This is a genomic window from Franzmannia pantelleriensis, assembly GCF_900102875.1.
Lineage (GTDB): Bacteria > Pseudomonadota > Gammaproteobacteria > Pseudomonadales > Halomonadaceae > Franzmannia > Franzmannia pantelleriensis.
The window spans coordinates 104,810-117,964 of record NZ_FNGH01000005.1; the positions used below are offsets into that span (position 1 = coordinate 104,810).

Annotated in this window: 9 protein-coding genes and 1 pseudogene; 4 read left to right on the forward strand and 6 right to left on the reverse strand. The window is 56.6% G+C overall.

Annotated features, from left to right (window positions below; genetic code table 11):
• Positions 1 to 99: 99 nt before the first annotated feature.
• From BLT16_RS07680 to BLT16_RS20585, 4 genes are all read right to left on the reverse strand, one after another.
• The gene (locus BLT16_RS07680) at positions 100 to 369 is read right to left on the reverse strand and encodes a hypothetical protein (protein ID WP_089657948.1); all 270 of its coding nucleotides are present in this window, start codon (positions 367 to 369) and stop codon (positions 100 to 102) included.
• 103 nt (positions 370 to 472) lie between these two features.
• Positions 473 to 1,132 carry an inovirus Gp2 family protein gene (locus BLT16_RS07685; RefSeq protein WP_176817188.1) on the reverse strand — a complete coding sequence of 220 codons (660 nt, stop codon included), beginning with the start codon at positions 1,130 to 1,132 and terminating at the stop codon, positions 473 to 475.
• Between the two features lie 310 nt (positions 1,133 to 1,442).
• Complete coding sequence (locus BLT16_RS07690) at positions 1,443 to 1,640, reverse strand: helix-turn-helix transcriptional regulator (protein ID WP_205600931.1); 198 nt, start codon at positions 1,638 to 1,640, stop codon at positions 1,443 to 1,445.
• 63 nt (positions 1,641 to 1,703) lie between these two features.
• Complete coding sequence (locus tag BLT16_RS20585) at positions 1,704 to 3,134, reverse strand: helix-turn-helix domain-containing protein (RefSeq protein WP_143025050.1); 1,431 nt, start codon at positions 3,132 to 3,134, stop codon at positions 1,704 to 1,706.
• Between the two features lie 184 nt (positions 3,135 to 3,318).
• On the opposite strand from BLT16_RS20585, the gene BLT16_RS20590 reads away from it, so the two are divergent.
• Positions 3,319 to 4,017, forward strand: a complete 699-nt coding sequence (locus BLT16_RS20590; protein WP_143025051.1) for a hypothetical protein — start codon at positions 3,319 to 3,321, stop codon at positions 4,015 to 4,017.
• A gap of 1,278 nt (positions 4,018 to 5,295) precedes the next feature.
• Positions 5,296 to 6,385 (forward strand): annotated as a pseudogene (locus tag BLT16_RS07700) (IS3 family transposase).
• A 233-nt stretch (positions 6,386 to 6,618) separates the two neighbouring features.
• On the opposite strand, the gene putA reads toward BLT16_RS07700, so the two are convergent.
• Together putA and putP are read right to left on the reverse strand one after the other, a co-directional pair.
• Positions 6,619 to 10,284, reverse strand: a complete 3,666-nt coding sequence (gene putA, locus BLT16_RS07705) for a bifunctional proline dehydrogenase/L-glutamate gamma-semialdehyde dehydrogenase PutA (RefSeq protein WP_089657951.1) — start codon at positions 10,282 to 10,284, stop codon at positions 6,619 to 6,621.
• A 103-nt stretch (positions 10,285 to 10,387) separates the two neighbouring features.
• Positions 10,388 to 11,878: a sodium/proline symporter PutP gene (gene putP, locus BLT16_RS07710; RefSeq protein ID WP_089657952.1), complete on the reverse strand. Its 1,491-nt coding sequence runs from the start codon at positions 11,876 to 11,878 to the stop codon at positions 10,388 to 10,390.
• A 276-nt stretch (positions 11,879 to 12,154) separates the two neighbouring features.
• Between putP and gmk the strand changes: the two genes are divergently transcribed.
• Positions 12,155 to 12,787 (forward strand): guanylate kinase, encoded by a 633-nt coding sequence (gene gmk / locus BLT16_RS07715; RefSeq protein WP_089657953.1) that lies wholly within the window; start codon positions 12,155 to 12,157, stop codon positions 12,785 to 12,787.
• Between the two features lie 86 nt (positions 12,788 to 12,873).
• A complete protein-coding gene (rpoZ, locus tag BLT16_RS07720) occupies positions 12,874 to 13,128 on the forward strand; it encodes a DNA-directed RNA polymerase subunit omega (protein ID WP_089657954.1) in 255 nt (84 codons plus the stop codon).
• Positions 13,129 to 13,155 lie beyond the last annotated feature (27 nt).

A 13,155-nucleotide genomic window follows, 5' to 3' on the forward strand; every position in this document is an offset into this window, starting at 1 on the left:
CGGCCATGAAGGCGGCCAGCCGCCGCCAGAGCACCGACAGCACCTCGGATGGCCAGCGAACCGGCTCCGATTGAGATTGTGCTTTGGCGCCTTCAGCCCTCAGATGACAGAGCGCTGATGATAGAACCCCCTCTGAAGCCCTCCAGCACGAGCAAATAGCGCCTTCGCTGTGTCTGCATCCAGGTTGGCAAACTGCTGCCGAGCCGTGGCCCCCACCCCGTCATCCACGACGACCTTCACTTCCTTCACGAACAACTCGGCATTCGACACGCGACCACAGGCCTTGCAGACCTGGAACTCCAGTCGCGCCTTCAGCCTGCTCCTCACCGCTTCGTTCAGCTTTGTCTCACTTCCGCACTTGCATTGCATGATCGGTGTCCTCTTCGTCGATCAACAGCAGCGCCGTGAAGCGCTGCTGACGTGTTCCATGAGATCTCCAGAGCCCCTCCAAGCTGTTCAGGGCCCTATCGCATCAATAACGGCTAGACCCGAAAGCTCGCAGCCCAATGCCGTATTGCTTCGTGTTGGCCTTGCACAGGTACGATGCCCGGTAGAAGGCCTGCTGGAAGCTCTCGGCATCACCTCGCTCAATCCAGTACACCGGGTTCTGAGGAACATGAACCCAAGGCTCCTGCGGGTTCCACACTACGCCCAGCGCGCTGTACCAGGCCCGAGAGATACGACTGCAGAGATTTTCGTTAGGCGAGCATGCCTTGCCGATCGTGAAGTACACATCACGATTGAGTATGAGGAGGAAGTGGTAATGAGGCTTTCCATTGGTACCGACCTCACGGCACCAGACGTAGCGTAGCGTGTTGTTGGGTAACCAGTCGCTCTTGCGCCTTCGCTCCCAGTCGTGGTCGATGATGGCATTGAGGGAAGCGATGAACTTCTTGATCAGCCCCTTGTGGTCTTCTACCGTCATGATGTCACTGATATCCGATGGAATAATCGGATCAACCCGGATCGCTAACACCCTCGGGTATTCGTATTTTGCCTTCTGGAGGGTTATACGGAGTGCCTCGAGGTACTCAGTCACCATTGGTAAATACTCCTTTTGAACGGGCATGCCTCTGAATGAGGTGTTGAAGCCCAAGTGCAGGTTGGGATTGGCATGATGTCGCTGTAGCACGTTTTTCTCCTGACATGGAAAAGAGCCCATGCCTTGTTGGTTACGGGCTCTTTTCAGGCACGATGAATCCTCCAGCTATACGCTGGATACATTGGCCTATGGGTGGGTTGTTCTCTACTACTTACCTTTCTCTTCTAGGTACGGGGCTTGAGGCCCCTCCCCTGTTCCAATGATCAGAGTAATAATAATTAAACAAGGGTCGAAAATTCTGATGTGTGATCAGCAAATGCAGGTGGGTGCTGTTGGGACAACAGAATGGTAGCGGCTTTTCCACTCTCCCATTAAATTGTTACTCCTAAACTGACAGGTGTCAGGCTGATTCAGAATCCCTATATTCGATGCCGCTCTGAATCCAGGCTTCCACTTCACTCTCGACCCAAGCCACAGCATGAGTCCCGAGCTTTACTTGCTTGGGAAACAATCCAAGCTTCATGTACTTGTAGATCGTCGCTCTGGCGAGACCGGTGCGGTCCATGACTTCTTTGATGCGGATCAGCTTCATGCTCATGACGAACTCCTGATTGTCCTTCATGAGATCAAGCTGGTGAGTAGTTTCTTAATTTATAATAACTCACCAAATTCGTCCCGAGTGATATTTTATACCAAACTGATATGCATAAGGCACACCTTTATCATCTTCAGAAGTAAAGCTAATGTATGAGTTTTTATTTTCTTTTTTAAACAACCCCCAAATATGTAGACCCCTCATCGCAGCAGAAGCATTGTCATTGATTGATATTATGCACCTTGTTGTGCTGAACCCATTATCTTTATGAGGGAATATTCCGGACGGACTTACAAAATGGGTCATTTCACTATAACTCAAGCCTTCGCCGGCACCAACCTCTTCAAGTCGACGCTGTATCCTCCTTGCTACAACAACAATCAGACCAGAAATAAAATCACAAAAATAATCGGCACTCGCTTCTGGGTTAAGCAAACCTTCTCTTTCTAATATTTTGCTTCTAGCATAAGAAAAGCTTCTATCAACATAATCTTTTAAACATTCAGCAGCATCCTCACCATCTTTATTTATAGTGTCCCAATACTGCGATAACAAAATGGAAGTCAGGAGCTCAATCTTGTGTTGAAAGGTAAAAGCTACCTCCTTTCGCTTGAGGTCATCAAATATCCATGTGATTTCCTCAAACTTAGCCATATTAAAATCCGATATTTGACCACCGATGGTGTTAAGATTTTTTGTAGACCCACCATGCTTAATACCACGGCATATTTTGCGAACCAACCCAGATTCCTTGCCACTAATATTAGTTATCCACGGCTCTTCAAGTATCACCGTGATAATCTGGCACGAGGCCTTTCTTGGCGAAGCAAGAGATGTATTCAACACATAAGAGGTAGCAACCTTTCCAATCAGGTTTTTGCTGCTCACACCTGGAATAATAGACCTAATGTAGCCTAGGCTAGCAGCCTTGCGAATATGGGCTTTAACTTGGTCCGGTTTCATCCCTGTAAGCTTGGCTAGTTTAGCAAAGCTTACCCCGTCGACCCATCCAAATTCGTCAGCATGAAATAGCAAAATAGCCAGCAATAATCGATTTGCTTCAGTCAGACAATGGGCTTTTTCCTCGCCTCTGCGAGCCCCTTCCCCTACCTCTACCTCTACTCTGCTAAGGTGGTCATCAGCCGATGGGCTAAGCATCCAGCAGGCTGCTTTCAGGCCTTTAGCATCCATGAGTACAGCATTGCTGTAGCGAGTACCTTTTCCCGTAAACTCGTAGAGCGCCTTAGTAGGGCCCCGCTTTGAAGGTGTAGTTTTTTTTCCCACCAACCCAGCACTTAAAAGGCGCTGAAGCGATCTACGCAGCTTGCTTTCTGTAATTTTGAGATCTTGAGCAATGTCATCTACAGCCCTACCGATGGAGTCATTCCGACCATATTTCTGAAGCCATCGGAGAATGATGAATTTGTCAGTGGCCCGAAGTCCTGGCGGGCAGTCAGCCAGCAGCTCAGCGCCTATCGCGTATCGCACATCTTCCATTTCTGCTCCTCATGCGAGCTCCGAAGGGCACTAAATCTTAACACTATTTTCAAAAAAACACCCTGTTTTATTGAAAATTATTGACAATTGAGTTATGAGTAACGATACTGGTAACGTTACTGTAAACGACACTAGTAATAAAAACATATGTTTAATAGCAGCCCAAGGATAAAGAGCTCTTAACATGAATGATATTAGTGACTGGATAACAAATAGCGAGCAAGCTGCGTGGGCAGTGAATTATCTTAAAAATAAAAATTTTAAAGTTAATCAGTCGAAATATGACAGCCGCGCTGACTTAGAGGAATTGTTCCGTCTGCATGATGGAAGGGATGACTTTATGTTTGCAGTATCCAAGATGAAATCAGCGTGGAGAAAAAGATCTTATGATGCTAAGGTAAAGCGAGAAAACAGAACTCGCTGTCAATTCAATTTAAAAAAGTCAACTAAAAGTAAGATTTTTTCAACTTCAAAACAACTTGGGTACAAAAATCAACACGAGTATATTGAGGCCCTAGTAAATCAGGACAAAGAACATAGGAGGCAGGGTAATGAAAATCTCAATATGAAACTAAAGCAAGAAAAAGAAAAAGTTGAGCACCTGGAAAGACAGCTATTAGATTATCAAAAGAGCGCCACCTCAGTAGTCACCACGTGCTATTTAGAAATAGAGAAATTAATAAAAGAAAAACTTGAGCTAAAAGAGGACATAAATAAAAGCCCCCCTCCAGACCATCCACACGAAGGATTGAGCTTAGACAAGATACATAAAATCAATCGCCAAACGGAGGAAATCAAGATGACGATTCAGAAGAAAATGCAAGTCCCCTCATCGCTCCATATGCCGCTATTATGTGACAAGGTGTGGAAGCAAGACCCTTAGATAAAATGGATTCCAGAACAAATCTCGCAGCAGTTGCCCAAGTGCCAAGTGCCAAGTGCCAAGTGCCAAGTGCCAAGTGATAAATTGTTGCCTGAAAATTAAAATACACGGCAGAAGGCAGTTATTTTTTCATACTAGATATAAATTTTACTGAAAATATATAAACTGAACTTTAAGCACCTCAATTCTGATTGATCTTTCTATGGCGGCATAAAATTTCGCTTAGAATTAAAACCTAGATCCTAGCATTTAATTCAGATATTAGGTGGGGATAGACCACTACTAGCTTGGTTGCTTTCGAACACTCCTGTTCATGATTATAAATTGTTTAACAATGGATATTGTTCCGGATTAATAGCGTCAAAGCGAGTCTGATGAAACGCATCAAAAATCAAAAATATTTCACTTTCAGTTGGGTGCGTATGAATGCAGGATGAATTTTTACAATTATTTTATAGACAACTATCAAACCATGGTATCAGCCATCATAGTAAGACAAGATAGGTTTCAGCCCACATGTCATTAACCCATGGATCCGTTAGTATAATACGTGAATCTTTTCTAACTTCAGCGATTATTAATTGAATAATAAAAAACTTACACTCGAAAAGCACAATATACATAATGGCCGATGACGGGAACACAGCGGATCAAACGTAATCAGCATCCCTAAAAACTGACTTCGTTGTCCTACGAGATGCTATTTTAAGAGTGCGCATTTACCAAATTATGACCATGGGCAACACGGTGGTTCTACCTCTCCATCCCCCAGACTGAACTCTCAGCTCGATCCTAGTACGTGGGCAACACTCAACAGTATTCCGCCTGAAACTTGAGACCGCCCACCCGTACATAAACATGATTCGCATAGTCGACATTGATGTCGCAACGAAAAATTTACACTATCATGGTAGTGAGTAAAAAAGGAGAAAAGGCATTCAGCTAAAAGCTATCTCGCGAGAAGCGACGTAACACGCTGGTTTAATTTCCTTGCTATACAGTGGCCTAAAGGCCTGTGGCAGCGCTCGCCAACATGATGACTAGTTTACACATTAACATTCCTCCTCAATGTCAGTGCACACTTCAGAGCTATTTGATCTTGTCCAGCTTTCTCTCACATTTAAAAATTGAATAGACAACCGATCGACGCACTTATCTTGCCCACCAACAGCGGACACCCCGTCAAACAGTACACTCAATGAGTGTGCCCCATGGGAAGGCAAGCAACGTCGATGAGAAGACCAGTACCCGTTACTCCCAGCCTACAAGGACAAAGCCCTGTCACTCTCGGACCGTGTTGGTGCCAGTGCTGCCGCCCGCGAACTGAGTCTTCAACCAAGCCAGCTTCCCAATGAGGAGCCAAGGCTCAGTAACCGAAGAGTTCCTAGGTCGCGAGCAGGCCTTAGCGGAAGAGATCGCGAGGCTCAAGTATCAGCTAGCTGAGAAGTCGGAAGAGCTTTAAATCGCAAAAAAAGCCGCGGTGTACTTCGCGAAAAGCCTGATGTGAAGTACGCCTTCATTGAGCAGTATTGTCAGGCCTGAAGGACAAGGCAAGGCCGCCCTCGCTCGGAGACCGCCGCAGCGGCTACTACGCCTGGAGACTGCGGGGAGGTGAACCCTCTTCTCGCCGACGCCGGCAAGCGCTCACCGATCAGCGCGTGGCTCAGGCCTTCGCAGGGAAAGGGGCGCTTAGGCGTCCCCAGGCTGACCCATGACCTGAACGATGCTGGCATGGCCATCTGCCTCAATACCGTGGCTGCCAGCCTCCGGCGGCAAAACTTGCGGGTGAAAGCCGCGTGTAAGTTAAAGGCCACGACGAACTCACGGCATGGCCTGCCCGTCGCACCGAATCTGCTGGGACCAGGACTTCAACGCTACGGCGCCGAACCAGAAATGGGTCGGCGGCATCACTAACCTGGCGACTGGTGAGGGCTGGCTCTACCTGGCGGTGCTGATTGACCTGTATTCACGCAATGTGATCGGCTGGGCGGTGAGTGAGCGCATGACCGCTGACCTAGTCGGCGACGCGCTTCAAATGGCGCAGTGGAGCCGCAAGATGCCCAAGGGCGTCATCGTGCATAGCGACCGTGGTAGCCAGTTTTGTTCGTCCCTGTACACGTCGTTGCTGACCCGGCACGACCTCCCGTACAGCATGAGTGCCAAGGGCAACTGTTTCGAAAATGCCTGCGCCGAGAGCTTCTTTCACAGCCTCGAGGTCGAAGCCATACACGGCGAGCGATTCACGACCAGAGAAGCCATGCGACGGCAAGTGTTCGAGTACATTGAGTTGGACTACAACCGGCAACGCCGGCACAGTGCGATCAGGATGATCAGCCCAGAGGCCTTCGAGGCTCGAATGATCGCTTAGACCAGTGTCCATCAATGCTGGGTAAGGTCATAGTTCTCATCTCCGCCGTACTTGATCAAGTGACGCTGGACAGCCTCTGCCTGGTGGGGAGTACAACGGGGAGTAATCTAAGCATCCAACCCTGTAATCTATATATAATTCTTTAATTTTAAACGAATTTTTTCATTTAGTCGACATTAAGATCCAGAATATCGAGTGATGTCTACGGACGCCGCTCCCCCACTGCCTTGGCGCTATACCGCCGTCGCCAGCAGGCTGGCGTTCCCTCCCGCGGCGGTGGTGTCGATGCACAGATGGCGCTCCACCACGTAGCGTTCCGGCGCGATGGTCTGGGTCTCGAGGGGCACGATGGCGCCGTCGCGCTTGGCGAGCGCCATCCGTAGTTGACGCGTCCAGTCGCTGTCGCCGGCCGCGGCCACCGCGGCAATGCCGTTGAGGTCGAGCAGCGCCTCGGGCGAGACGCTGCCGTCGATGCCGGCCACTGGTGCCCCGGCATCGACCAGCAACTTGACCGCCTGCTCGGCGCCCGTCGCTACCACCAGGGCCGCACAGCCTGCGCCCAGCGCCTGGGCGGCCTGGGCCACGGCGATATCCAGGGTTGGTCCCAGGCACAGCACCGGGCCCTTCGGGTACTGTGACAGCCGGTTGCTTTCCCCCGTCGGCCCCGGCAGCGTCTGCGGCGTCATGTCCAGCGCCGCCGTCTCGTTCAGCGCCCGGCGCACCACGCCGCCCTTGCCGGAGAGCGCCTTGCGCAGTACCTCGACGCGGTCGGGGCGCGCCGCCCAGTTGCGGGCATCCAGGCCGTCGAGGCGCGACTGGAGCTGTGCGTGGGTCACGGCCTGGCCCTGCGGCGCGTTATGGTGCTCGACCTTGGCAGTGCGCCGGAAGCGCGAGACGTAGAGCGGGCCGCCGGCCTTGGGCCCGGTGCCCGAGAGGCCCTCGCCGCCGAACGGCTGGGAGCCGACGATGGCGCCGATCTGGTTGCGGTTGACGTAGATGTTGCCGACGTGGATGCGCTCGACGATCTGCTGCACCCGGTCGTCGATGCGGGTGTGCAGGCCAAAGGTCAGCCCGTAGCCGCGGTCGTTGATGGCGTCGACCACCTTGTCGATGTCGCGCGCCTTGAAGGTGGCCACGTGCAGTACCGGACCAAAAATCTCGCGCTCGAGGTCGGCGATGCCACCGACCTCGACCACCGCCGGGGTGACGAAGGTGCCGGACTCCGGCACCGCCAGCGTCTTGAGTACCTTGCCGGCCTTTTCCTGCTCCGCCACATAGGCGCTGATATCGGCCTGGGCCTCGGCGTCGATCACCGGGGACACGTCGGTATCGGTGTGCCAGGGGTCGCCGATGGTGAGCGCGTCCATGGCGCCGTCGAGCATGGTCAGCAGCCGTTCACGGGCCTCCTCCTGCACATACAGCATCCTGAGTGCCGAACAGCGCTGACCGGCCGACTGGAAGGAGGAGATCAGGATGTCGCGCACCGCCTGCTCGGTCAGCGCCGTGGAGTCGACGATCATGGCATTCAGCCCGCCGGTCTCGGCGATCAGCACCGCATCCGGCCCGGCATGCTCGGCCAGCGCTTTATGGATGATCTGCGCGACCTCGGTCGAGCCGGTGAAGCACACCCCGGCGATCCGCGGGTCGCGGGTCAAGGGCCCGCCCACCGTCGGCCCGTCGCCGGGCAGCAGCTGCAGCGCCGCCTCCGGCAGGCCGGCCTCGCGCATCAGCTCGACGGCCCGGGCGGCAATCAGCGGCGTCTGCTCGGCGGGCTTGGCCAGCACGGCATTGCCGGCCGCCAAGGCCGCGGCGATCTGGCCGGTGAAGATGGCCAGTGGGAAGTTCCAGGGGCTGATGCAGACGAAGATGCCGCGGGCACTGCCGGGCGCCTCTTCCTCGAGGCGCTCGCCTTCGTTGGCATAAAAACGCAGGAAGTCCACCGCCTCGCGCACCTCGGCGATGCCGTCGAAGATCATCTTGCCGGCCTCGCGGGTGGCGATCACGGTCAGCTCGGCGATATGCGCTTCATAGAGATCGGCGGTACGCCGTAGCACCTCGGCGCGCTCCGCCGCGGGGCGCGCCGACCAGTCGCGGAAACCGTCCTCGGCGGCGTCGAGGGCGGCGCTCACTTCGCCCGCGGTCGCCTCATGCACCTGACCGACCACCCGTTTGCCGTCGGCAGGCGATATGGCATCCCGCGCCGCCCTCTGGGGCGCCGGGCTGCCCACCAGCATGGGGCCAGCCGTCCAGGTGGCGTCGGCAAAGGTGTCGCGTGCCTCGAGCAGCGGCAGGATCGAGGCGGGTTCGTTGATGCGATAGCCCTTGGAGTTCTGGCGCTCGGGAGCGAACAGCTCGCCGGGCTGGCGGATCAGCGGGCTCGACACCGCGTCGCCAAGCTGTTGATACCCGTCAATGGGATCCTTTGACACCTCGCTGGGGGGAATCGAGCTATCTACTACCTGGTTGACGAAGGAGGAGTTGGCGCCGTTCTCCAGCAGGCGCCGCACCAGGTAGGCCAGCAGGTCGCGGTGCGCCCCCACCGGCGCGTAGATACGGCAGTGCGTGCCTTCAGACTCCTTGACGATATGGTGCAGCGATTCGCCCATGCCGTGCAGGCGCTGAAACTCGTAGCTCTCCTTGTCGTCACCGGCCATGGCCGCCACCGCGGCGCAGGTATGGGCGTTGTGGGTGGCGAACTGCGGATAGATGCGGTCGCGCCGGTCGAGCAGCAGCTGCGCACAGGCCATGTAGCTGACATCGGTATTGACCTTGCGGGTGAAGACCGGAAAGGTCTTGACCCCCATCTCCTGGGAGAGCTTGATCTCGGTGTCCCAGTAGGCGCCCTTGACCAGGCGCACCATGATCTTGCGGTCGAAGCGCTCGGCCATGTCGTAGAGCGCCTCGATGACCGGCGCGGCGCGGCGCCCGTAGGCCTGCACCACGACCCCGAAACCGTCCCATCCCGCCAGGCTGGGGTCGGCCATCAGCGCTTCGATCACGTCGAGGGACAGGTCCAGGCGATCCTGCTCCTCGGCATCGATATTGAACCCGATGTTGGCTTTGGCGGCCTGCTGCACCAGCTCCTTGGCGCGCGGCACCAGCTCCGCCATCACCGTGTCACGATGGGTGGTCTCATAGCGCGGATGCAGGGCCGAGAGCTTCACCGAGATGCCGGGGCTGCCGCGCACGTCGCCCTTGGCCTGCTTGGCAATGGCGGTGATCGCCTTGGCGTAGGCCTGGTGGTAGCGCAGCGCATCGTCGTCGGTACGCGCCGCCTCGCCCAGCATGTCGTAGGAGTAGGTGTAGCCCTGCTGCTCGAGCTCACGGGCATTCTTCATGCCCTCCTCGATGGTCTGGCCCAGCACGAACTGACGGCCGAGGATACGCATCGACTGGCCGACCGCTTTACGCACCACCGGCTCGCCCATGCGGCGCACCAGGCCACGCAGCGCTCGCGTCGGGCCCTTGGGATCGTCCTCCAGCACCTTGCCGGTCAGCAGCAGCGCCCAGGTCGAGGCGTTGACCATCGATGACGACGATTTGCCCAGGTGGGCGCCCCAGTCCGAGGGCTCGATCTTGTCGTGGATCAGATCGTCGATGGTCTCCGCGTCGGGCACACGCAGCAGCGCCTCAGCCAGGCACATCAGGCCCACGCCCTCGGTGGTCGATAGCCCGTACTCGGCGAGAAATGCCTCCATCATCGAAGGCTTCTTCTCCTTGCGCACCCGCGCCACGTAATTGGCACCGCTGGCGGCCACCTCGCGGCGGCCCTCCTCCGACAGCTTGATACACTGGATAAGCTCGCTCAGCACCGCGGCTTCATCGGCGTCATAGTTGCCGCGTATGCGTGCCCGAAGGTCTCCCGAATCGGTATGCCGATGACGCTTGACGTCGTTCATGCTCAATCGCTCCTTGCTACCCGAGACGTAGCATTAATGCGCCGCGCAGCCAGAGCTCCACCAGGAGCCCTGTCCTACGTCGAAGGCGTGCTGCTAGCGCTTGCTAGCGAGTAATGTGCTGATATTCACCGGCATCGGCCGTCACGCTGCTCACCACCACAATGGCCAGCATGGAAGCGATGAAGCCAGGAATAATCTCGTACACACCGGGGCCACCCATGAACGCTCCGTTCCAGCCCAGGGTGATCCAGATCATGACGGTGGCGGCACCCACCACCATGCCGGCGATGGCACCCGCACCGTTGGTGCGTGGCCACATCAACGACATGATGATCAGCGGGCCGAACGCCGCGCCGAAGCCTGCCCAGGCGTTACTGACCAGCCCCAGTACCTGAGAGTCTTCGTCGGAGGCAATGATCGCGGCCACGATGCCCACCAGTACCACGCAGACACGTCCCACCGCCACGCACTGCTGCTCGTTTGCCTTCTTGTGCAGGAACAGCCGATAGAAATCCTCGGTCAGCGATGACGACGACACCAGCAGTTGGCTGGAAATGGTGCTCATGATGGCGGCCAGCAGCGCGGCATAGAGGAAACCGGTGATCAGCGGATGGAACAGCAGGTCGGCCAGGATGATGAAGATGGTTTCCGGATCCTGAACGTCGAGTCCGTTACGGATCGCATAGGCGCGGCCGAAGATACCCAGGGAGACCGCACCGACCAGAGAGATAAGCATCCAGCTCATGCCGATGTTGCGGGCGATGGGTACGTCCTTCAGCGAGCGGATCGCCATGAAACGCACGATGATGTGCGGCTGCCCAAAGTACCCCAGCCCCCAGGTGACCGCTGACAGCCAGCCGATGAAGGTCAGTCCCGAGGTCCAGGACAGCAGCGTGGGATCGACCTCATTCAGGGTCTGCGACGCTTGGCCGAAACCACCACCGCCCTCGCCGAAAAGCACCACCGCCGGCATGATCACCAGCGCCAGCATCATGATGCAACCCTGCACGAAGTCGGTCATGCTGACGGCCAGGAAGCCGCCGACGACGGTATAGATAAGCACCACGCCCAGCGTGATCATGACCCCCATGGCATAGTTGCTCATGTCACCGAAGTTGTAGATCCCGGAAAATGCGCTTTCAAACAGCTTGCCACCCGCCACCAGGCCCGAGGCGGTGTAGACCGCAAAGAAGATCACGATGACGATCGCGGATACCGTCCTCAAAGAGAGTGCTCGCGTCGGAAAGCGGTTGGCCAGGAACGCCGGGATGGTAATCGCATTGCCGTAGTGAACGGTCTGTTCTCGCAGCCGGGGCGCCACCAGGGTCCAGTTGAAGAAGGCCCCCACCAACAGGCCGATGCCGATCCAGGCCGAGCCCAGTCCGGAGACGAACAAGGCACCGGGCAAGCCCAGCAGCAGCCAGCCGCTCATGTCCGAGGCACCGGCGGAGAGTGCCGCCACCTTGGGGCTGAGGCCCCGACCTCCGAGCATGTAATCCTCAGACGAAGCGGTCGCTTTGCGCATGGCATAAATGCCAATCGCGATCATCAGCGCGAAGTAGCCGAACAGACTTACCCAGACACCAGTGGCCATGGACGTTCTCCCTTTCATCAGGATAGGACCGGCTCTGTCGGGTCAGCCTTTTCATCCCTGCAGAATCCGGCTGTGGCACGCTTTGTTACTTTAAGATGAGGACGGTCACCAAATCAGTGTGGACGTAAATATCGGGTAACGCACGTGGCGGGCGCCCAGGGGGGAGACATGACGGAGGCGGCTACGGCCACGTATACTGGCGACCTCGCGGCGCCCCTGCGCCATCACGCCAGCCCGCCTCGCCCCGTCCGCGAGGCCCAGCGATCCGGAGCCGCAATGTCCCAAGGCACGCTGTTTATCGTTTCCGCCCCGTCCGGTGCCGGCAAGACCAGCCTGGTGCGGGCGCTGCTCGAGCGCCTCGACGGCCTCCAGGTCTCAGTATCGCACACCACTCGCGCCATGCGCCCCGGCGAGCTCGACGGCGTGAATTACCACTTCGTCGAGGTTTCCAGCTTTGAGGCGATGATCGAGCGCGGGGACTTCTTCGAACACGCCCGGGTATTCGATAACTACTACGGCACCTCGCGCCCGGCGGTGCAAGCGCTGCTGGCCGCAGGGACCGACGTGATCCTGGAGATCGACTGGCAAGGCGCGCGCCAGGTGCGCGAGCAAGTCGCGGAGGCCGAGTCGGTGTTCATCCTGCCGCCGTCGCTGGCGACCCTGCGTAAGCGCCTCTCGGCGCGCGCCACCGACGATGACGCCGTCATCGAGCGGCGCATGGGCGATGCGGTCAGCGAGATGTCGCACTACGACGAGTATGACCATGTGATCATCAACGACGACTTCACCACCGCGCTCGGCGACCTCGAAGCGCTGGTGCGGGCGGCCCGTTCGCAGCTGGCCCGGGTCCGCGAGGCCCAGGCGCCGCTGCTGCAGGCGCTCTTGTCAGGAGATGAGGGGGTCGAGTAGACTCTTCTGTCCTCCATAGCATCGAATGGCCAAGTTGGCCGTTCTTTCGCCATTTTTTGTCCTACATCGAAGTCAGGTACCTGCACATGGCGCGAGTCACCGTTGAAGATTGTCTCGAGAACGTCGAAAACCGGTTCAAGCTGGTGATGATCTCCACCCAGCGCGCCCGCCAGCTGGCCCGCGGTTCACGCGATGCTCTGCTGCCTTGGGAGAATGACAAGCCCACCGTGATGGCGCTGCGCGAAATTGCCGCCGGCAAGATCGACGAGAACGTGCTCGACGAGCCGGTGGAAGCCGCCCCGGTACGGGTGCGTCGTGAGCCGGAAATGGGTGAAGAGTGATTCATTGACCACCCGGGGATAGGCGCG